Consider the following 20,633-nt stretch of genomic DNA (forward strand, 5'->3'; position numbering starts at 1 on the left):
CAAGAAGGTCAAGCGGCTGTCGCTGCTGTCGGGCGGTGAGAGGTCGCTGACCGCCGTGGCCATGCTGGTGTCGATCTTCAAGGCCCGCCCCAGCCCGTTCTATGTGATGGACGAGGTCGAGGCCGCCCTCGACGACACCAACCTCCAGCGGCTGATCCGCATCATGCAGGAGTTGCAGGAAGCCTCACAGCTGATCGTGATCACGCACCAGAAGCGCACGATGGAGGTCGCGGACGCGCTCTACGGCGTCTCCATGCAGGGTGACGGCGTCTCGAAGGTCATCAGTCAGCGGCTGCGCTGAGCCGGGCTCTCCCTACCAGCCTCACCAGTTTCACAACTAGTTCAATACTTGAACGCAAGGTGCCGCGGCGCCTGGTCCCAACTCACACTGCTTCTCCTATTGACTTAGAAACTTGAAGGCATAGTCTCTGCAACGTTGCTTTTACCTTCAAGTGGTGGGCGGCATGAAGGTGTGCCCCACTGGAAGAGTCCCCCGACCCCCGGCAACGCGGCCGGGGCGGCCCGAGGAGAACACGTGACCAGCACAGCGCAAGCGCCGGATTCCGGAGCCAGGACAGCCCATCCCGAGCATCTGGGGCATGTCATCTTCATCGCGGCGTCCGCCGCCATGGGTGGCTTCCTCTTCGGCTACGACAGCGCTGTGATCAATGGTGCCGTCGAGGCCATCCGCAGCCGGTACAACATCGGCCCCGCCGAACTCGCCCAGGTCATCGCGATCGCGCTGATCGGCTGCGCCGTCGGCGCCGCGACCGCCGGCCGGATAGCCGACCGCATCGGCCGCATCCGCTGTATGCAGATCGCGTCCGTCCTCTTCACGATCAGTGCCATCGGGTCGGCCCTTCCCTTCGCGCTGTGGGACCTCGCCTTCTGGCGCATCGTCGGCGGCTTCGCCATCGGTATGGCCTCCGTCATCGGCCCCGCCTACATCGCCGAGGTCGCCCCGGCCGCGTACCGCGGACGCCTGGGCTCCTTCCAGCAGGCCGCGATCGTGATCGGCATCGCCATTTCGCAGCTGGTCAACTGGGCCATCCTCAACGCCGCCGGCGGCCAGCAGCGCGGCCACCTGGTGGGCCTGGAGGCCTGGCAGGTCATGCTCGGCGTCATGGTCGTCCCGGCCGTCCTCTACGGTCTGCTCTCCTTCGTGATCCCCGAGTCGCCGCGCTACCTGATCTCCGTCGGCAAGGACGCCCGTGCGCGTGAGGTGCTGCGCGAGGTCGAGGGCAAGGGCGTCAACCTCGAATACCGTATGGCCGAGATCGAGAAGGCGCTGCGCAGCGAGCACAAGCCGAGCTTCAAGGACCTGCTCGGCAGCAGCTTCTTCTTCAAGCCGATCGTCTGGGTCGGCATCGGGCTCTCCGTCTTCCAGCAGTTCGTCGGCATCAACGTCGCCTTCTACTACTCCTCGACGCTGTGGCAGTCCGTCGGCGTTGACCCGACGCAGTCGTTCTTCTACTCGTTCACCACGTCGATCATCAACATCATCGGCACCGTGATCGCGATGATCTTCGTCGACCGGGTCGGCCGCAAGCCGCTCGCCCTGATCGGCTCGGTCGGCATGGCCATCGGTCTGGCGCTGGAGGCCTGGGCGTTCTCCTACGACCTCGTGGGCGGCAAGCTGCCCGCCACGCAGGCCTGGGTCGCCCTGCTCGCCGCCCACTGGTTCGTCCTGTTCTTCGCACTGTCCTGGGGCGTCGTCGTCTGGGTCTTCCTCGGCGAGATGTTCCCCAACAAGATCCGTGCCGCCGCGCTCGGTGTGGCCGCCTCGGCCCAGTGGCTCGCCAACTGGGCGATCACCGCGAGCTTCCCCTCGCTGGCCGAGTGGAACCTCTCCGGCACGTACGTGATCTACACGATCTTCGCCGCGCTCTCCATCCCCTTCGTGCTCAAGTTCGTGAAGGAGACCAAGGGCAAGGCGTTGGAGGAGATGGGCTAAGTCCCCGCTGCCCCTCTCCTCACCTCGTCCGTCCGCCCCAGCCGGCCCACTGCGCCGGCTGGGGCGGACGGTGCTTTCGTTCCCGCTGCCCTCTCGGTCACCCCGTGGTGCCGGACTCGGCCGGCGCCTCGGACAGGGGCGCCGCGACGTCCTCCAGGGAGCGGCGTTCCGCGTTGACCGCGAGGACCGCGGCCACAAGCCCGGACGCGCACATCAGCGTCGCGCCGATCCGGAAGGCGAACGCGGTGTCGCCGACCACGCCGGACTGCGTGAGGTCGGCGAAGACGAGGGGGCCGCTGATGCCGCCGGCTGCGGTGCCGATCGCGTAGAAGAAGGCGATGGCCATGGCCCGGGTCTCCAGCGGGAAGACCTCCGAGACGGTGAGGTACGCGCTCGACGCACCGGCCGAGGCGAAGAACAGGACCACGCACCAACAGGCCGTCACCGTTGTGGCGTTGAGCGATCCCCGGTCGAACAGCCAGGCCGTGGCGAAGAGCAGCAGACCCGAGAGCAGATACGTCGAGGAGATCATCACCCGGCGGCCGAGGGTGTCGAAGAGCTTGCCGAGCACCAGCGGGCCGAGGAAGTTGCCGGCCGCGATGACGGCGAAGTAGTAGCCGGTCCCGTCGGTGGGCACCCCGAAGAACTTGGTGAGGATGGCCCCGAAACCGAAGGTGATGGCGTTGTACAGGAACGCCTGGCCGATGAAGAGAGCCAGTCCGAGGACCGCCCGCCGGGGATAGCGCCGGAAGACCGTTCCGGCGATGACGCCGAACCCGATGCTCTTACGGGTGTGCACGGTGATCGTGCGCTCGGCACGCGGCAGCCGTACGCCCTTCTCCTGCTCGATCTCCTGCTCCACCGACGAGACCAGTCCGTCCGCGTCCTCGCCGCGGCCGTGGATGAACTGCCAGCGCGGGCTCTCCGGAACGTGCCGCCTGACCAGGAGGATCACCAGACCGAGGACGACGCCGAGCGCGAAGGTGAGCCGCCAGCCGATGTTCGCGGGGAAGATCCCGGTGTCCAGCATCACGATGGACAGCAGGGCGCCGCCGATCGCGCCGAGCCAGTAGCTGCCGTTGATGATCAGGTCCACGCGGCCGCGGTACTTGGCCGGGATCAGCTCGTCGATCGCCGAGTTGATGGCCGCGTACTCGCCGCCGATGCCGAAGCCGGTGAGGAACCGGAAGGTGAAGAACCACCAGGGCTGGAAGGACAGGGCGGTCAGCGCGGTCGCCGAGAGGTAGACCGCCAGGGTCACCATGAAGAGCTTCTTGCGGCCGAAGCGGTCGGTGAGCCAGCCGAAGAACAGCGCCCCGAGGCAGGCGCCCGCCACGTACAGCGCCGCGGCGACGCCGGTGACCTGGGCCGAGCTGATGGGCAGACCGCTGTCCGGCTCGGAGAGGCGGCCGGCGATGTTCCCGACGGTGGTGACCTCCAGGCCGTCCAGGATCCAGACGGTTCCCAGTCCGATGACGATCATCCAGTGCCAGCGCGACCAGGGGAGGCGGTCGAGACGGGCCGGCACGTCCGTGGTGACGGTTCCGGTGGTGGCGGGCGCTGAGCCCGGCGACGCTGATCCAGACATGGCTCCCTCTCCCTCGGGCCCGGCGGGTGACCCCGTCCGGCCCCATGCACAGTGCCCCGGTCCTGGGGCTTTACGCCCCCGAGGACAGGGACCGTCACACCCCCGAGGACACAGGGCCGTTCACGCCCCGGGGACCTGCTCGCCGGATGCCGGGCCGGGGATCGTCCCCGGTGTCCGCCCCCTCGCCGTCTCACGGAAGCGGAGCGGTGTCGCACCGTCGCGCTTGCGGAAGAACTTGGTGAAGTCACTGGGGTCGGGGAAGCCCAGCTCGCGGGATATCTCCGCGGACGTGGCGTCGGTGTGGACCAGGAGCCTCCTGGCCTCCAGCAGGATGCGGGCGTCCAGGTACCGCTTGGCGGTGGATCCCGTCGCGGCCCGGGTGGCACGGGTCAGGGTTCGCACGCTGTAGCCGAGGGCGGCGGCGTAGTCGCCGACCTGGTGGGAGTCGGCGAAGTCGCGTTCGACGGCGGCGCGGAAGCTGCGGAAGACGTCACCGGCGGACCCGGCCGGCTCGGGGGCGGCGGGGCAGGCGTGGGCCAGCCGCAGCAGCAGGACGGTGAGGAGGTGCCGCAGCGTCTCGATGTGCGCGTCGAGGGGGAGGGACGTCAGGTCGCCGTACTCGTGGACGAGATGGCGCAGTGCGAGACCGGCGGAGCGGGAGTGCGGGCCGCTGAGCAGCACCGGGGAGCCCTCCTGGAAGGGCTCGGCGGCGACGAAGCCGGGCTGCCAGATGACGATGGTGCCCCGCGCCGCCGCGTGATCGCCGGGCACGTACTGGTGGACCTGGCCTGCCTGCACCCAGAGCCAGGAACCCGACTCCAGGGTGTGCTCCCGGAAGTCCACTGTGTGCCGCACGGGGCCCCGCCGGACGTGGATCAGATGGTGGAAGGAGGGCCGGAGCGGCGCCGACAGATTCAGTCCCCGGCGGTCTCCGCGCGTGGCCAGTTCGGCGAAGTCGAGGACGTCCATCCCGATGGGTGCGCCCAGCGAAGGCCGGTACGACACATCGGTGACGGAGAGCTGTCGCTTTTTTCCCATGGCTGGTCCTCAGATTACCCCGCCGCCCGCCGGGCCGCCCCTAGCGTCGGAAGCGAGGGGGGCGAGCGAGGAGGTGATCGACGTGCGGCTGATCGTCGCCATGACGGGAGCCACCGGTGCCGTGCTCGGCGTGCGGCTGCTGCGGCTGCTCGCCGGGCTGCCGGAGGTGGAGACGCATCTGGTCCTCAGCCGCTGGGCGCGGACCACCATCGAGCTGGAGACCGGCCTCGGCGCCCGCGATGTCGCGGACCTCGCCGACGTCGTACACGGCCCCGAGGACCAGGGCGCGACCGTCGCGTCGGGCTCGTTCCGGACCGACGGCATGGTGATCGTGCCGTGCTCCATGAAGACGCTGGCCGGGATCCGCGCGGGCTACGCCGACGGTCTCATCGGCCGCGCCGCCGACGTGGTGCTCAAGGAACGCCGCCCCCTGGTGCTCGTACCGCGCGAGACACCGCTCGGCGAGATCCATCTGGAGAACATGCTCGACCTGGCGCGCAAGGGCGTGCAGATCGTGCCGCCCGTGCCCGCTTTTTACAACCATCCCGCCTCGGTCGAGGACATCGTCGACCACATCGTGGCGCGCGTCCTCGACCAGGTGGCGCTGCCCGCCCCCGCCGCCCGGCGCTGGGAGGGCATGCGCGCCGCCCGGACCGCGCCCTTCCGCCCCGCCGTCCGATAGAAGGGACACCCCCATGGCGTACGACGACCTGCGCGGCTTTCTGGACACGCTGCGGAAGGAAGGCCGGCTGCTGCACATCCGTGACGAGGTCCTGCCGGAACCCGACCTGGCCGCGGCCGCCAACGCGGCGGGCCGGATCGGCGAAGGGGCCCCCGCCCTGTACTTCGACAACGTGACCGGCTTCCACGACGCCCGGATCGTCATGAACGTGCACGGGTCCTGGCGCAACCACGCGCTCGCCCTCGGACTGCCCCCGGGCACCCCGGTCAGGGACCAGGTCGAGGAGTTCGCGCGCCGCTGGGACGACTTCCCGGTCGCGCCCGAGCGTCGCGAGGACGCGCCGTGGCGCGAGAACACCGTGGCGGGCGCCGACGTCGACCTCTTCGCGGTCCTCCCGCTGTTCCGGCTCAACGACGGCGACGGCGGCTTCTACCTCGACAAGGCCGCCGTGGTCTCGCGCGACCCGCGCGACCCCGACGACTTCGGCAAACAGAATGTCGGCACCTACCGGCTCCAGGCCGTCGGCCGGGACCGGCTCGCCGTCCAGCCGGTCCCCATGCACGACGTCGCCCGGCATCTGCACGCGGCGGAGAGCCTCGGACAGGACCTGCCCGTCGCGATCGCCCTGGGCAACGACCCGGTGATGGCCATGGCGGCGGGCATGCCGCTGGGTTACGACCAGTCCGAGTACGAGATGGCCGGTGCCCTGCGCGGTGCGCCCGTGCCCCTCGCGACGGCCCCGCTGACCGGTCTCGATGTCCCGTGGGGCTCCGAAGTCGTCATCGAAGGGGTGATCGAGGGCGGGAAGCGCCGCTTCGAGGGCCCCTTCGGCGAGTTCACCGGCCACTACTCCGGCGGCCGACGCATGCCGGTGATCCGCATCGACCGGATCTCCCACCGCACGGACCCGGTCTTCGAGTCGCTCTATCCGGGCAAACCGTGGACGGAGGTGGACTACCTCGTCGGACCGAACACCTGTGTCCCGCTGCTGAAGCAGCTGCGGGCCGAGTTCCCCGAGGTGCAGGCGGTCAACGCGATGTACACCCACGGCCTCCTGGTGATCATCTCCACGAAGAAGCGCTACGGCGGCTTCGCGAGGGCGGTCGGCATGCGCGCGATGACCACTCCGCACGGACTCGGCTATGTGGGTCAGGTGATCGTGGTCGACGAGGACATCGACCCCTTCGACCTGCCGCAGGTGATGTGGGCGATGTCGTGCAAGGTCGATCCGGCGGTCGACGTGGTCGTCGTCCCGAACCTCTCCGTCACGGAACTGGCGCCCGCCGCATTCCCGGTCGGCATCACCAGCAAGATGATCATCGACGCCACGACCCCCGTCGCCCCGGACGACCGCGGGAATTTCAGCACCCCGGTCCGCGACCTGCCGGAGACCAGGGCCTGGACCGAGCGCCTGAAGTCCTTGACGACCGCCCGCTGAACCCGCCCCGAGGAGTCACCGTGATCTGCCCCCGCTGCACGTACGGCACGATCGAGCGCGTCACCACGGCACCGGTCCCCGGCGCGTGGGACGTGCTCCAGTGCGCCCGCTGCCTCTACATGTGGCGCACCACCGAACCGGCCCGCCGAACCCGGCGCGAGGACTATCCGCCGGAGTTCCGGCTGACCGCCGCGGCCGTCGACGGGGCCCCGGAGGTCCCGGCCGTCCCGCCGCTGGGGGCCGGCTGAGCCGGTCCAGGGGGTGTCCGGTCCGGGAGCCCCGGCAGCACACGTTCCGCGAACAGATGGAGGCTGCGCCAGCCCTCGTCCACCGGCATGCCCCCGCAGAGCGGGTGGAGGACCAGGCTGTCGGCGCCGAGTGCGAGGCAGTCGTCCGGCGTGACGACCCGGTAGACACCCTCGGCCCGCAGCTCCTCGACCGTCGTCGCCGCCGAACGCACGGCCGAACGTATGTCGTTCGACTGCCAGGAGGCGTAGGTGCGTGCCTCGTGCAGGAAGTGCTTTCCGTACTCGGCCCACACCCGGTCCGGGTCCTCGGCGATGTGCAGCAGCGGCGTCTCGGCCGCCGGCATCATCGTCCATCCCTCGGTGCCGTACTCGGCGAGCCGTTCGCGGTAGTACGTCTCCAGTTCGGGCAGATGGGCGCTCGGGAAGAACGGCAGCCCGAGCCGGGCGGCGCGGCGGGCCGCGGCCTGCGAGGAACCCCCGACCAGGAGCAGGGGATGCGGCCGGGTGAACGGGCGCGGGGTCACCCGCACCGTCCGCCCGCGGTAGGCGAAGGGCTCGCCCTTCCATGCCGTGAGCAGCGTCTCCAGCACCTCGTCCTGGAGGCGTCCCCGCCGCTTCCACTCGACGTCGAACGCCGCGTACTCCTCGGGCCGGTAGCCGATTCCGGCCACCGTCACCAGACGCCCGCCGCTCAGCAGGTCGAGGACGGCGATGTCCTCGGCGAGCCGCAGGGGGTCGTGCAGCGGTCCGATCACCGCCGAGACGGTGACCGCGATGCGCCGGGTCGCGCCGAACACCGCGCCGGCGAAGGCGAAGGGGGAGGGCAGCCAGTTGTCGGCGACGCCGTGGTGCTCCTCGGTCTGCACCGTGGACAGACCGCGGTCGTCGGCGTACGCGGCCATCTCCACGGCGGCCTTGTAGCGGGCGCTCAGCGAGTGGGGCGTCGCGTCGGGATCGACGAGGTTGAAACGTACGACCGTGACCGGCATGCGGGACGTCCCCCTTCACCGTGGGTGGCGAAGGGGGACGTTAGCTGACGTCGCGTCAGATGGGTAGGCCCGGCGTCAGACCGAGACCAGCTCGGTGGGCGCCTCCGCGTCGGCGGCCCCGTCCTCGGCCGTCTCCGACGGCAGGAGCGCCACCTTGGGCAGCACCGCGTAGAGCGCGCCCGCGATCACGATCGTGGCCAGCCAGCCCAGGCCGTTGCGGCCGACCCAGGACGTGGCGAGCGGGCCGCTGAACCAGTCGACCCTGGTGAACAGCAGCCCCGCCACCAGGGCGACACCCCAGGCGGTCATGGCCTGCCAGGCGAAGCCCGCCCGGTACCAGTAGGCGCTGGTGCGGCCGGTGTCCATCAGGGCCTCGGCGTCGTACGACCTGCGGCGGAGCATGTCGATGCCGAAGACGCCGATCCAGGCCGAGAAGGCCACCGCGAGCAGGGTGAGGAAGGAGATGAACGAACCCATGAAGCTCGTCGCGACGTTCATCAGCAGATAGCCGAAGACCAGGCTGATGACGGCGTTGACGCTGACCGCCCATGCGCGCGGAACCTTGATCCCGAGGGTCTGCGCCGTGAAGCCCGCGGAGTACATCGACATCGAGTTGATCAGCAGCATGCCGATGACGGCCATCAGCAGATACGGCACGGCGATCCAGGTCGGCAGCAGCTCGCCCAGGAACGACACCGGGTCGGCGGCCGACGACAGGTCCGGCGTGGAGACCGCCATGACCGCGCCCATCAGCACCATCGGGACGACCACGATGCCGGCGCCGCCGACGGCGTGCCCCACGAGCGCCCGGCTGGAGGCGGTGCGCGGCAGATAGCGCGTGAAGTCCGGGGCCGCGGGCACCCAGCTGATGCCGCCGGCGGCGATCGTGCCGACGCCCGCGACCATCATGGCCGTGGTGCCGGCCGGCCGGGCGAACACGGCGTGCCAGTCGGTGTTGGCGAGCAGGTAGGCCAGGACGAGGACGCTGAAGGCGCCGAAGAGATACGTCGACCAGGTGCTGCAGATGTTGAGGACCTTGCGGCCCAGACCGCTGATGACGAACGTGAGGGCGACGAAGCCGACCAGCGTGACGATCGTCAGCGCCGTGCTGCTTCTGATGCCGAAGCAGATGTCGAGCACGGTGATGATCGCGTACGCGCCCGTGACCGCGTTGATCGTCTCCCAGCCCCAGCGCGCGACCCAGATGAGGGCGCCGGGGAACAGGTTGCCGCGCTGGCCGAAGACGGCGCGCGAGAGCGTCATGCCGGGGGCGCCACCGCGCTTGCCGGCGATGGATATCAGGCCGACCAGGCCGTAACTGAGGAGCGGCGAGACGAGGGCGACGACCAGGGCCTGCCAGAAGTTCAGGCCGTTGGTGACGACAAGACCGGCGCCCATGGTGAGCAGCAGGACGCTGATGTTGGCGGCCACCCAGGTGGGGAAGAGCTCCCGGGTCCTGGCGTGCCGCTCGGTGTGGGGGACAGGCTCGATGCCGCGGGTCTCGAGTGCGCTGTCGACGGCGCCTTCGTTTTCTGCGGTGGTGCTCATGGGGGTGGGTATTGCCTCTCGCTCGGCTCTGGGGGTACCGCCCACGCCCTTGAGGCCGCGGGGAGGAAGCCGGTGGGGATCATGCGAAGGGGACTCTACGCGCGTTGACGCGAGTGCTCCAGTGGAGTTTAGTCCGACTGGTTCCTCCTGGCGACCTATGTCCTTCGGAGGAACATCCAATCGGGGCCCCCGGCGCCCCCATGGCCGATACTGGGTGCGTTATGGACATCGTCATCCTTGCTGTAGTCATCGCCGTGGTCGTGGTCGGTGCGCTCGGCGGGCTTGTGGTCGGCAGCCGCAAGAGGAAGCAGCTCCCCCCGCAGGCGCCCACCACCACGCCCACCATCACCGCTCCTCCCGCCGAGCCGCAGGTCGGCGAGGAGGCCGAGAAGCCGCGCGACGAGCCGCGGCGCACCATCGAAGAAGTGGACCTCCCGCTCGTCGAGCCGGAGCCGTCCGCCCCCATCGTGGTCGAGGAGCTCCCCCCGGCCGCTCCCGAGATCGAGATCCCGGAGCCGGCCGCCGGCCGCCTCGTGCGGCTGCGCGCCCGGCTCTCCCGCTCGCAGAACGCGCTCGGAAAGGGTCTGCTCACGCTGCTGTCGCGGGAGCACCTGGACGACGACACCTGGGAGGAGATCGAGGACACCCTCCTCACCGCCGACGTCGGCGTCGCCCCCACCCAGGAGCTGGTCGAGCGGCTGCGCGAGCGCGTGAAGGTGCTCGGTACCCGCACGCCGGACGAGCTGCGCGGGCTGCTCCGGGAGGAGCTGCTGCACCTCGTCGGCACCGACATGGACCGCACGGTGCACACCGAGTCGGATCTCGACACACCCGGCATCGTGATGGTCGTCGGCGTCAACGGCACCGGGAAGACCACCACCACCGGCAAGCTCGCCCGGGTTCTGGTCGCCGACGGCAAGTCCGTCGTGCTGGGCGCCGCAGATACGTTCCGCGCGGCGGCCGCCGACCAGCTGCAGACCTGGGGCGAGCGCGTGGGTGCCCGCACCGTGCGCGGGCCCGAGGGCGGCGACCCGGCGTCGATCGCCTTCGACGCCGTCAAGGAGGGCATCGAGGCGGGCGCCGACGTCGTCCTCGTCGACACCGCCGGCCGCCTCCACACCAAGACCGGCCTCATGGACGAGCTCGGCAAGGTCAAGCGCGTCGTCGAGAAGCACGCCCCGCTGGACGAGGTGCTGCTCGTGCTCGACGCCACGACCGGGCAGAACGGTCTGGTGCAGGCCCGTGTGTTCGCCGAGGTCGTCGACATCAGCGGCATCGTGCTCACCAAGCTCGACGGCACGGCCAAGGGCGGCATCGTGGTCGCCGTCCAGCGCGAGCTGGGCGTGCCGGTGAAGCTGGTGGGCCTGGGCGAGGGCGCGGACGACCTGGCGCCGTTCGAGCCCGAGGCGTTCGTGGACGCGCTGATCGGCGACTGACGTCGCCCCTCCTCTCCTCATGACCGGGGCCCGTCGCACGATGTGCGGCGGGCCCTCTTGCTGTCCGGTCCCGGCGCTTCTCCTCGGCCGGTGCTCGGCCTCGGGCCGGACGGGGTGGCCGCGCTCCCGGCCTCTCGGAGCGGCGGGCGAGCCTGCATGGGCCGGACCGGATGGCCGCGCTTTCGGCATCCTGGGTCGGCGTGCACGCCTGCATGGGCCGGAGGCCGAGTCGTCTCCGGAGACGGACGCGCCGACGCCGCAGTCCCGAGGAAGGGCCGGAGCTCTGGGGGACGGCCGCAGTTCCGGGGGAGGCTCGGAGCCTCCAGGAGTGGCCGCAGTCCCGAGGGAGGGCCGGAGCCCCGGTCCCGGGAAGGGGCGGGACCGGGGGAGCTCCCCGGCATGGGGGGCCTGGGGCCCGGGGGCGTCAGGCCCGGGAGCGATGAGCGACGTATGCCAGGGTGCCCAGCACCAGTCGCGCCTCGGGCGGGTTCGTCGCGGTGTCCAGGGCGGGGGCGCGCAGCCAGCGGACCGGGCCCAGGCCGGCACGGTCCGACGGCGGGGCGGTGATGTGGTCGCCCGGGCCGAGTCCGTGCAGGTCGAGCGTGGCGTCGTCCCAGCCCATGCGGTACAGGAGCAGGGGGAGCCCGGTGGCGGCGCCCGGGGCGACGAAGAAATGGGCACGGCCCTCCGGCGTCACCGCGACCGGCCCCAGCGGCAGTCCCATCCGCTCCAGCCGTACCAGGGCCCGCCGGCCCGCCGCCTCCGCCACCTCGATCACGTCGAAGGCGCGCCCCACGGGCAGCATCACCGAGGCACCGGGGAACTCGCCCCACGCCTGCGCGACCTCGTCGAGCGTGGCGCCCGCGGGGACGGCCGGGGCGAAGTCCAGCGGATGCGCGCCGGGGGACGGGCAGGCGGAACGGCCGCAGGAGCAGACGCCCTCGGACGCCCGCGCACCGGGCACCACGTCCCAGCCCCAGAGCCCGGTGAACTCCGCCACCGTGGTGCACTCAGCGATGCGGCCCCGCCTGCGTGAGCCGGACCGCATCTCGCGGATGCCGCCGATCGTGAAGCCCATGCCCCCTCCAACGGGTCCGATGCACCGGTGGTTACGGCGCGGATGCGGACCATGACGCTCCGTGTCCAGGCATTCCCCGGCACCGACCGGTCGTGGCGGCGTCCGGGGGCGGTCGTGGTGGTGCGCCGGACGTCGCACGCCCCGGCGTGCACCGTCCCGCCTTCCAGTGGTCGATCCGTGTCAAGTGAATCGTGTGGAGTCGGCAACCGGCTCGTTGGAAGGGGTGGCGAATGGTGGCGTTTCCGCAATCGCCCTCGCCGGGGCAGTGATCACCGGATTACTGTCGGTACACAAGCTCTGGAGATGCATCCGCTCGTGGGTATGCCGGAGGCAACTCGCCCCCCTGTTCGATGGGTGACAACCAGCGGACGGACGGCGGTCCGGCGCGGCATTCTGTTAGGGCTGTAGGGACTTGACGCGACCGCGGGCAAGTGGCTTCAGGGATGGGGGCGTTCGAGTGGGCGGCAACGGCGAGAGCGGTACGAACGCTGAGAAGCGCCCGAACTCCATGCTCAACTCATGGTTCGTGCGCAGCGGCTGGTCCAAGGGCGAGCTGGCACGGCAAGTGAACCGCAGGGCACGGCAGTTGGGTGCCAACCACATCTCCACCGACACCTCGCGGGTGCGCCGCTGGCTGGACGGGGAGAATCCGCGCGAGCCGATCCCGCGCATCCTCTCGGAGCTGTTCTCGGAGCGGTTCGGCTGCGTCGTCGCCGTGGAGGACCTCGGCCTGCGCGCCGCGCACCAGTCGCCCTCCGTCTCCGGTGTCGACCTCCCCTGGACCGGGCCGCAGACCGTCGCGCTGATCGGGGAGTTCTCGCGCAGCGACCTGATGCTCGCCCGCCGGGGCTTCCTCGGCACCTCGCTCGCGCTCTCCGCGGGCCCCGCGCTCATCGAGCCCATGCAGCGCTGGCTGGTGCCCACCCCGGGCGGACCGCGCGTGGAGCAGGAACCGGCAGGCGCGCGCCGGGGCAACCGGCTCTCCAAGCCGGAGCTGGACCTGCTGGAGTCGACCACGGTGATGTTCCGCCAGTGGGACGCCCAGTGCGGTGGCGGGCTGCGCCGCAAGGCGGTCGTCGGTCAGCTGCACGAGGTGACGGACCTCCTCCAGGAACCCCAGCCGGGAGCCACCACCAAGCGCCTGTTCAAGGTCGCCGCCGAACTTGCCGAGCTCGCCGGGTGGATGAGCTACGACGTGGGACTCCAGCCCACCGCGCAGAAGTACTTCGTGCTCGCCCTGCACGCCGCCAAGGAAGCGGGCGACAAGCCCCTCGGGTCCTACATCCTGTCCAGCATGAGCCGCCAGATGATCCACCTCGGGAGGCCGGACGACGCGCTGGAGCTGATCCACCTCTCGCAGTACGGCAGTCGGGACTGCGCCAGTCCGCGCACCCAGGCCATGCTGTATGCGATGGAGGCCCGCGCGTACGCCAACATGGGCCAGCCCGGCAAGTGCAAGCGCGCGGTGCGCATGGCCGACGAGTCCTTCCAGGACGCCGTCGAGTTCGACGAGCCCGAGCCCGACTGGATCCGCTTCTTCTCCGAGGCCGAGCTGAACGCGGAGAACGCGCACTCCTACCGCGACCTCGCCTATGTCGCCGGCCGCAGCCCGACGTACGCATCGATGGCCGAGCCGATCATGGCCAGGGCGGTGGAGCTGTTCCGTGACGATGCCGAGCACCAGCGTTCGTACGCACTGAACCTGGTCGGCATGGCCACCGTGCACCTGCTCCAGAAGGAGCCCGAGCAGAGCGCCAGGATGGTCGGGGAGGCCCTGCACATCGCCAGGAAGGTCCGCTCCGAGCGGGTGAACACACGCATCCGGAAGACCGTCGACGCGGCGGCCCGGGACTTCGGCGACGTCGCCGAGGTGCTGGAACTCACCGAGAAGCTGTCCATCCAGCTCCCCGAGACCGCCGAAGCGGTCTGACACCGACTCCTCGATACACCCCCGGACCGGCCGTGCCGGTCCGGCATATGCCCCCGGCCGCGGCGGCCATCCACAAACAGCCCGACTCGGCTCCCCCGTGCCAGGTCAACCGGATGGCCGTCGCGGCCGGGCCGCTCCGCGACCGAAGAACACAGGTCCCGCGTGTCCGGCTTCCCGCCACCCCGGTTTCCCCTGCGCTTCGCGGCGATTCCGTGACGGCCTCTGTAGCCATTCTCCGCACAATCGTCCGGCCTTCTCCCGGGTGCCGCCCCGGATTCTCCGTCCGCCGCCCGGGTTCATCCGGAAGGTATCCGGATCCGCGCCCGTAGCCCGGATTTCCCCGCCGTGGATGCGGCCCTCATTCAGGGACGCGATCGTCTCGACGGCGATTGCGGCACGATAACGATCCGGGTCTCATGGATCTTGCTGTTCATATGGGCGTAACACCCCGGACCTCTTCGTCACCGCCGCGAAACATCGAGAGCCGTCGACCGAAACCGCGCTGCGACAACCTCTGGCGAATAACCGGCCCACCCCTCATGACCGCACTGGCTTCGCCCGCACGGGCCGTACCGACTACGAGGAGACGCCGATGCCCCCAGGCATCACGCTTGCCGCGGACGCACCGCACCTGTCCGCCGCCAACACCGGGTTCATGCTCATCTGCTCCGCCCTGGTGATGCTCATGACGCCGGGGCTGGCCTTCTTCTACGGAGGCATGGTCCGCGTCAAGAGCACCCTCAACATGCTGATGATGAGTTTCATCAGCCTGGGGATCATCACCATCCTGTGGGTGCTCTTCGGCTTCTCGGAAGCCTTCGGCACCGACCACGGCAGCCTCATCGGCTGGTCGTCGAATTACCTCGGACTCAGCGGTATAGGCATCACCGAACTGTGGCCCGGATACACGATTCCGATCTATGTGTTCGCCGTCTTCCAGCTGATGTTCGCGATCATCACGCCCGCCCTGATCAGCGGCGCACTCGCCGACCGCGTGAAGTTCACCGCCTGGGCACTGTTCATCACGCTCTGGGCCGTCATCGTCTACTTCCCGGTCGCGCACTGGGTGTGGGGCACCGGCGGCTGGGCCTTCGAACTCGGCGTGATCGACTTCGCGGGCGGCACCGCGGTCCACATCAACGCGGGTGCGGCGGCGCTCGGCGTGATCTTCGTGATCGGCAAGCGGGTCGGCTTCAAGAAGGACCCGATGCGCCCGCACAGCCTGCCGCTGGTGATGCTCGGCGCCGGTCTGCTGTGGTTCGGCTGGTTCGGCTTCAACGCCGGCTCCTGGCTCGGCAACGACGACGGCGTGGGCGCGGTCATGTTCGTGAACACGCAGGTCGCGACCGCCGCGGCGATGCTGGCCTGGCTCGCCTACGAGAAGATCCGGCACGGTGCGTTCACCACCCTCGGCGCCGCGTCCGGCGCCGTCGCGGGCCTCGTCGCGATCACCCCGTCCGGCGGTTCCTGCTCGCCGCTCGGCGCCATCGCCATCGGCGCCATCGCGGGCGTGGTGTGCGCCATGGCCGTGGGCCTCAAGTACAGGTTCGGCTACGACGACTCGCTCGACGTCGTCGGCGTCCACATGGTCGGCGGTGTCATCGGCTCCCTGCTCATCGGCTTCTTCGCCACCGGGGGCGTCCAGTCCAAGGCCAAGGGCCTCTTCTACGGCGGCGGCTTCGACCAGCTCGGCAAGCAGGCCGCGGGCGTCTTCGCGGTCCTCGCCTACTCGCTGATCGCCTCCGCGGTCCTGGCCTTCCTCCTCGACAAGACGATCGGAATGCGGGTCTCCGAGGACGACGAGGTCTCCGGCATCGACCAGGTCGAGCACGCCGAGACCGCGTACGACTTCAGCGGCGCAGGCGGCGGCACCGCGCCCCGCACGGCCGCCCCCGCCCCCGCCGTCGAGACCAGTGCCGCGGCGAACGACACCAGGAAGGTCGACGCATGAAGCTCATCACCGCGGTCGTCAAGCCGCACCGGCTCGACGAGATCAAGGAGGCCCTCCAGGCCTTCGGCGTCCAGGGCCTGACCGTCACCGAGGCCAGCGGATACGGACGCCAGCGCGGTCACACCGAGGTCTACCGCGGCGCCGAGTACACCGTCGACCTGGTTCCGAAGATCCGCATAGAGGTGCTGGTCGAGGACGACGACGCCGAAGAGCTCGTCAACGTCGTGGTGAAGGCCGCACGCACCGGGAAGATCGGTGACGGCAAGGTCTGGACCCTCCCGGTCGACTCGGCAGTCCGGGTGCGGACCGGCGAACGCGGACCGGACGCGCTGTAGCCGGACCGTGAGGCAGAGGAAAGGAGTCGCTGGGTGACGAGCGTCGAGGTACGGACCGATTCCGAGGGCTCGGGACCCAGCGGCTACGCGGCGGCCCGGCTGCGTCTCCTGCAAGGGGAGACGCAGCCCGGGCCGCCGCGCCGTGCGGCCCTTGCCGAACTCACCGACGACTGGCTCGCCGGCCTGTTCGGAGCGGCCACGGGCGAGCTGCGGGGCATCTCGCTGATCGCCGTCGGCGGCTACGGGCGCGGCGAGCTGTCCCCGCGCAGCGATCTGGACCTGCTGCTGTTGCACGACGGCGGCGCGGACACCGCGGCGGTCGCCTCCGTCGCCGACCGGATCTGGTACCCCGTCTGGGACCTCGGACTGGCCCTGGACCACTCCGTACGCACCCCGGGCGAGGCCCGCAAGACCGCGGGCGACGACCTGAAGGTGCAGCTCGGTCTCCTCGACGCCCGCCATATCGCGGGCGACCTCGGGCTGACGGCGGGCCTGCGCACCGCGGTCCTCGCCGACTGGCGCAACCAGGCACCGAAACGGCTGCCCGAGCTCCGCGAGCTGTGCGAGGAGCGCGCCGAGCGACAGGGCCGGCTCCCCTACCTCCTCGAACCCGACCTGAAGGAGGCGGGCGGCGGCCTGCGCGACGCCACCGCGCTGCGGGCTGTCGCCGCGTCCTGGCTCGCCGACGCCCCGCGCGAAGGCCTTGCCGACGCACGGCGGCGCCTGCTCGACGTACGCGACGCCCTCCACCTCACCACCGGGCGCGCCACCGACCGGCTCGCCCTCCAGGAACAGGACCAGGTCGCCGCCGAGCTCGGCCTCCTCGACGCCGACACCCTGCTGCGACAGGTGTACGAAGCGGGGCGCACCATCTCCTACGCCAGCGACGTCACCTGGCGCGAGGTCGGGCGGGTGCTGCGCTCACGGGCCGTACGCCCCCGGCTGCGCGCCATGCTCGGCGGGGGCAAGCCGCCCCAGGAGCGCACCCCGCTCGCCGAAGGCGTCGTCGAGCAGGACGGCGAGGTCGTGCTCGCCCGCGCCGCCCGCCCCGAGCGGGACCCGGTGCTGCCGCTGCGCGCCGCCGCGGCCGCCGCCCAGGCGGGACTGCCGCTGTCCCTGCACGCCGTACGCCGGATGGCCGCCGCTGCCCGCCCGCTGCCCGCACCGTGGCCCGCCGAGGCCCGTGAACAGCTGGTGACACTGCTCGGCGCCGGACGCCCCACCGTCGACGTGTGGGAGGCGCTGGAGGCCGAGGGACTGATCACGCGGATGCTGCCCGACTGGGAGCGGGTGCGGTGCCGTCCGCAGCGCAATCCCGTGCACACCTGGACGGTCGACCGGCACCTCGTCGAGACCGCCGTCCGCGCCGCCGAGCTGACCCGCCGCGTCGGACGGCCCGACCTGCTGCTCGTCGCGGCCCTGCTGCACGACATCGGCAAGGGCTGGCCCGGCGACCACTCGGTGGCCGGCGAGATCATCGCCCGCGACGCGGCTGCCCGGATCGGCTTCGACCGCGCCGACGTCGCCGTCGTCGCCACCCTCGTACGCCACCATCTGCTCCTCGTCGAGACGGCGACCAGGCGGGACCTGGACGACCCGGCGACCGTGCAGTCCGTCGCCGACGCGGTCGGCTCGACGGGCACCCTGGAACTGCTGCACGCCCTCACCGAGGCGGACGCCCTCGCCACCGGGCCCGCCGCCTGGTCGTCCTGGCGCGGCTCCCTCGTCGCCGACCTGGTCAAACGGGTCGCGGCCCTGCTCGCGGGACGGGCCCCGGCGGACCCCGAGGACGCGGCACCCACAGCCGAGCAGGAACGGCTCGCCGTGGAGGCCGTCCGCACCGGCGGTCCGGTGCTCGCGCTGCGCGCACATCCCGCAGAGCCGGAGGACCCCGCGGGCGAGCCCGAGCCGCTGGGCGTGGAGCTGCTGATCGCCGTACCCGACCAGCCCGGGGTGCTGCCCGCGGTCGCGGGCGTGCTGGCGATGCACCGGCTGACCGTCCGCACGGCCGAGCTGCGCGCCCTGGAGCTCCCGGAGCGGATGGGCGGCTCGGTGCTCCTGCTGGACTGGCGTGTCGCCGCCGAGTACGGATCCCTGCCCCAGGCCGCCCGGCTGCGCGCGGACCTGGTGCGCGCCCTCGACGGTTCGCTGGACATCCGCGGCCGGCTGGCCGAGCGGGACGCCGCGTATCCGCGCCGCCGCGGCACGGTGGCCCCGCCGCCCCGCGTGACGGTCGCACCGGCCGGGTCCCGGCTGGCCTCGGTCATCGAGGTGCGCGCCCACGACGCGCCCGGGCTGCTGCACCGCATCGGGCGTGCCCTGGACGGTGCCGGGGTGCGGGTGCGCAGCGCCCATGTGTCCACGCTCGGATCGAACGCGGTGGACGCGTTCTACGTCACCGGGCCTGACGGGGCGCCCCTGCCGGGGGAGGAGGCCGCCGGGGTGGCCCGGGCACTGGAGGAGGCACTGCGGGGCTAGCGTCTGCCCGTCTGCCCGTCTGCCCGTCTGCCCGTCTGCCCGTCTGCCCGTCTGCCCGTCTGCCCGTCTGCCCGTCTGCCCGTCCGCCCGTCGTCCGTCGCCCGCCGCGCGCGGGCCGGTGTGCGGGGGCCCGGCGGGGGTGCCGGGAGACGGACCGGCGGGCGGCCCGTGCGGGTGCGGGCGGGACCCCCGTACGGCGGGCGGCATCTTTGACGACAGGTCCTCGGAGCCCGGTCCCCGGGATGGGTACCCTTGAGGGCGACCTGTCCGCCTTCCCTCGCAGCCGCCGGGGCATGAGGACTCCCAACGACCCGAGGATTCGCGACCGCCGTGTTCGACACTCTCTCCGATCGCCTCGCAGCGACATTCAAGAACCTCCGCGGCAAGGGGCGCCTCTCCGAGGCGGACATCGACGCCACGGCGCGCGAGATCCGTATCGCCCTGCTCGAGGCCGACGTGGCGCTGCCGGTCGTACGCGCCTTCATCAAGCAGGTGAAGGAGCGCGCCCTCGGCGCCGAGGTGTCGCAGGCGCTCAACCCGGCGCAGCAGGTCATCAAGATCGTCAACGAGGAGCTGATCGGCATCCTCGGCGGCGAGACACGCCGTCTGCGGTTCGCCAAGCAGCCGCCGACCGTGATCATGCTCGCCGGTCTGCAGGGTGCCGGTAAGACGACCCTCGCCGGAAAGCTCGGCCACTGGCTGAAGGCCCAGGGGCACACGCCGCTGCTCGTGGCCGCCGACCTCCAGCGCCCCAACGCCGTCAACCAGCTCCAGGTCGTCGCCGAGCGCGCGGGCGTCGGCTTCTACGGCCCGGAGCCGGGCAACGGTGTCGGCGACCCGATCCAGGTCGCCAAGGACTCGGTCGACCACGCGCGCACCAAGCAGTACGACGTCGTCGTCGTCGACACCGCCGGCCGCCTCGGTATCGACACCGAGATGATGCAGCAGGCCGCCGACATCCGTGACGCGGTCTCGCCGGACGAGGTCCTGTTCGTCGTCGACGCGATGATCGGCCAGGACGCCGTCAACACCGCGGAGGCCTTCCGCGACGGCGTCGGCTTCGACGGCGTGGTGCTCTCGAAGCTCGACGGTGACGCCCGCGGTGGTGCCGCCCTGTCGATCGCGCACGTCACCGGCCGCCAGATCATGTTCGCCTCCAGCGGCGAGAAGCTGGACGACTTCGACGCCTTCCACCCGGAGCGCATGGCGTCCCGCATCCTCGGTATGGGCGACATGCTCACGCTGATCGAGAAGGCCGAGCAGACCTTCTCGCAGCAAGAGGCCGAGAAGATGGCCTCCAAGCTGGCCTCCAGCAAGGGCAAGGACTTCACGCTCGACGACTTCCTGGCCCAGATGGAGCAGGTCAGGAAGATGGGCTCGATCTCCAAGCTGCTCGGCATGCTGCCCGGGATGGCCCAGATCAAGGACCAGATCAACAACATCGACGAGCGGGACGTCGACCGCACCGCCGCGATCATCAAGTCGATGACGCCGGGCGAGCGCCAGGACCCGACGATCATCAACGGCTCCCGCCGTGCCCGTATCGCCCGGGGTTCCGGCGTCGAGGTCAGCGCCGTCAAGAACCTCGTCGAGCGCTTCTTCGACGCCCGCAAGATGATGTCGCGGATGGCCCAGGGCGGCATGCCCGGCATGCCCGGCATCCCGGGCATGGGCGGCGGTCCCGGCCGTCAGAAGAAGAAGCAGAAGTCCGCCAAGGGCAAGCAGCGGTCGGGCAACCCGATGAAGCGCAAGCTGCAGGAGCAGGAGGAGGCGGCGCGCCGTGAGCAGGGCGGCGCCCTGGGCCTGCCGCAGCCCGCGCAGGACTTCGAACTTCCCGACGAGTTCAAGAAGTTCATGGGCTGAGTCCCGCCCGCAGACGTCCGCCGACTCGGGCGGCGCCCCGGCCGGGGCGCCGCCCGAGTGGCACGCTCCTCCGAACT

16 protein-coding genes are annotated in these 20,633 nt (G+C 71.0%); 11 read left to right on the forward strand and 5 right to left on the reverse strand.

The features are described from left to right. On the forward strand, positions 1 to 301 hold a 301-nt coding region (locus ACWCP6_RS32605), incomplete at its 5' end, for an AAA family ATPase (protein WP_450936219.1). Between the two features lie 234 nt (positions 302 to 535). After that, complete coding sequence (locus ACWCP6_RS32610; RefSeq protein WP_450936220.1) at positions 536 to 1,954, forward strand: sugar porter family MFS transporter; 1,419 nt, start codon at positions 536 to 538, stop codon at positions 1,952 to 1,954. A gap of 97 nt (positions 1,955 to 2,051) precedes the next feature. Here ACWCP6_RS32610 and ACWCP6_RS32615 read toward each other — a convergent pair whose 3' ends face one another. Further along, complete coding sequence (locus tag ACWCP6_RS32615; RefSeq protein ID WP_450936221.1) at positions 2,052 to 3,542, reverse strand: MFS transporter; 1,491 nt, start codon at positions 3,540 to 3,542, stop codon at positions 2,052 to 2,054. A 120-nt stretch (positions 3,543 to 3,662) separates the two neighbouring features. Then, entirely contained in the window at positions 3,663 to 4,580 is a 918-nt protein-coding gene (locus ACWCP6_RS32620) for a helix-turn-helix domain-containing protein (RefSeq protein WP_450936222.1), read from the reverse strand. Between the two features lie 82 nt (positions 4,581 to 4,662). On the opposite strand from ACWCP6_RS32620, the gene ACWCP6_RS32625 reads away from it, so the two are divergent. The 3 genes from ACWCP6_RS32625 to ACWCP6_RS32635 are packed head-to-tail and all read left to right on the forward strand — an operon-like array spanning position 4,663 to position 6,948. After that, the gene (locus tag ACWCP6_RS32625) at positions 4,663 to 5,262 is read left to right on the forward strand and encodes a UbiX family flavin prenyltransferase (protein ID WP_450936262.1); all 600 of its coding nucleotides are present in this window, start codon (positions 4,663 to 4,665) and stop codon (positions 5,260 to 5,262) included. 13 nt (positions 5,263 to 5,275) lie between these two features. Then, entirely contained in the window at positions 5,276 to 6,700 is a 1,425-nt protein-coding gene (locus tag ACWCP6_RS32630) for a non-oxidative hydroxyarylic acid decarboxylases subunit C (RefSeq protein WP_450936223.1), read from the forward strand. A gap of 20 nt (positions 6,701 to 6,720) precedes the next feature. Then, positions 6,721 to 6,948 (forward strand): non-oxidative hydroxyarylic acid decarboxylases subunit D, encoded by a 228-nt coding sequence (locus ACWCP6_RS32635; RefSeq protein ID WP_450936224.1) that lies wholly within the window; start codon positions 6,721 to 6,723, stop codon positions 6,946 to 6,948. Here the strand turns inward: ACWCP6_RS32635 and ACWCP6_RS32640 are convergent. Together ACWCP6_RS32640 and ACWCP6_RS32645 are read right to left on the reverse strand one after the other, a co-directional pair. Beyond that, a complete protein-coding gene (locus tag ACWCP6_RS32640; RefSeq protein ID WP_450936225.1) occupies positions 6,864 to 7,937 on the reverse strand; it encodes an LLM class flavin-dependent oxidoreductase in 1,074 nt (357 codons plus the stop codon). The two genes, ACWCP6_RS32635 and ACWCP6_RS32640, sit on opposite strands and share 85 nt — an antisense overlap. 75 nt (positions 7,938 to 8,012) lie before the next feature. Next, the gene (locus ACWCP6_RS32645; protein WP_450936226.1) at positions 8,013 to 9,485 is read right to left on the reverse strand and encodes a cytosine permease; all 1,473 of its coding nucleotides are present in this window, start codon (positions 9,483 to 9,485) and stop codon (positions 8,013 to 8,015) included. Between the two features lie 221 nt (positions 9,486 to 9,706). Between ACWCP6_RS32645 and ftsY the strand changes: the two genes are divergently transcribed. Next, positions 9,707 to 10,921 carry a signal recognition particle-docking protein FtsY gene (ftsY, locus tag ACWCP6_RS32650; RefSeq protein WP_450936227.1) on the forward strand — a complete coding sequence of 405 codons (1,215 nt, stop codon included), beginning with the start codon at positions 9,707 to 9,709 and terminating at the stop codon, positions 10,919 to 10,921. Between the two features lie 424 nt (positions 10,922 to 11,345). Here ftsY and ACWCP6_RS32655 read toward each other — a convergent pair whose 3' ends face one another. Next, positions 11,346 to 11,999, reverse strand: a complete 654-nt coding sequence (locus ACWCP6_RS32655; RefSeq protein WP_450936228.1) for a bifunctional DNA primase/polymerase — start codon at positions 11,997 to 11,999, stop codon at positions 11,346 to 11,348. 457 nt (positions 12,000 to 12,456) lie between these two features. Between ACWCP6_RS32655 and nsdA the strand changes: the two genes are divergently transcribed. The 5 genes from nsdA to ffh all read left to right on the forward strand — a co-directional run bounded on the left by nsdA (position 12,457) and on the right by ffh (position 20,556). Further along, entirely contained in the window at positions 12,457 to 13,929 is a 1,473-nt protein-coding gene (gene nsdA, locus ACWCP6_RS32660; RefSeq protein WP_450936229.1) for a transcriptional repressor NsdA, read from the forward strand. Between the two features lie 592 nt (positions 13,930 to 14,521). Next, positions 14,522 to 15,880: an ammonium transporter gene (locus tag ACWCP6_RS32665; RefSeq protein ID WP_450936230.1), complete on the forward strand. Its 1,359-nt coding sequence runs from the start codon at positions 14,522 to 14,524 to the stop codon at positions 15,878 to 15,880. Beyond that, positions 15,877 to 16,215: a P-II family nitrogen regulator gene (locus ACWCP6_RS32670; protein WP_450936231.1), complete on the forward strand. Its 339-nt coding sequence runs from the start codon at positions 15,877 to 15,879 to the stop codon at positions 16,213 to 16,215. The genes ACWCP6_RS32665 and ACWCP6_RS32670 overlap by 4 nt, the downstream gene beginning before the upstream one ends. Before the next feature lie 33 nt (positions 16,216 to 16,248). Next, a complete protein-coding gene (locus tag ACWCP6_RS32675) occupies positions 16,249 to 18,693 on the forward strand; it encodes a [protein-PII] uridylyltransferase (RefSeq protein WP_450936232.1) in 2,445 nt (814 codons plus the stop codon). Positions 18,694 to 19,023: 330 nt separating this feature from the next. Then, the gene (gene ffh, locus ACWCP6_RS32680; RefSeq protein WP_450936233.1) at positions 19,024 to 20,556 is read left to right on the forward strand and encodes a signal recognition particle protein; all 1,533 of its coding nucleotides are present in this window, start codon (positions 19,024 to 19,026) and stop codon (positions 20,554 to 20,556) included. Positions 20,557 to 20,633: the final 77 nt, after the last annotated feature.

Source organism: Streptomyces sp. NPDC002004, assembly GCF_053593975.1.

Coding starts and splice junctions, on each gene's coding strand:
- ACWCP6_RS32615 (WP_450936221.1), bottom strand. CDS start 3,542: ATGTCTGGATCAGCGTCGCCGGGCTCAGCGCCCGCCACCACCGGAACC.
- ACWCP6_RS32620 (WP_450936222.1), bottom strand. CDS start 4,580: ATGGGAAAAAAGCGACAGCTCTCCGTCACCGATGTGTCGTACCGGCCT.
- ACWCP6_RS32630 (WP_450936223.1), top strand. CDS start 5,276: ATGGCGTACGACGACCTGCGCGGCTTTCTGGACACGCTGCGGAAGGAA.
- ACWCP6_RS32640 (WP_450936225.1), bottom strand. CDS start 7,937: ATGCCGGTCACGGTCGTACGTTTCAACCTCGTCGATCCCGACGCGACG.
- ACWCP6_RS32645 (WP_450936226.1), bottom strand. CDS start 9,485: ATGAGCACCACCGCAGAAAACGAAGGCGCCGTCGACAGCGCACTCGAG.
- ftsY (WP_450936227.1), top strand. CDS start 9,707: ATGGACATCGTCATCCTTGCTGTAGTCATCGCCGTGGTCGTGGTCGGT.
- ACWCP6_RS32655 (WP_450936228.1), bottom strand. CDS start 11,999: ATGGGCTTCACGATCGGCGGCATCCGCGAGATGCGGTCCGGCTCACGC.
- ACWCP6_RS32665 (WP_450936230.1), top strand. CDS start 14,522: ATGCCCCCAGGCATCACGCTTGCCGCGGACGCACCGCACCTGTCCGCC.
- ACWCP6_RS32670 (WP_450936231.1), top strand. CDS start 15,877: ATGAAGCTCATCACCGCGGTCGTCAAGCCGCACCGGCTCGACGAGATC.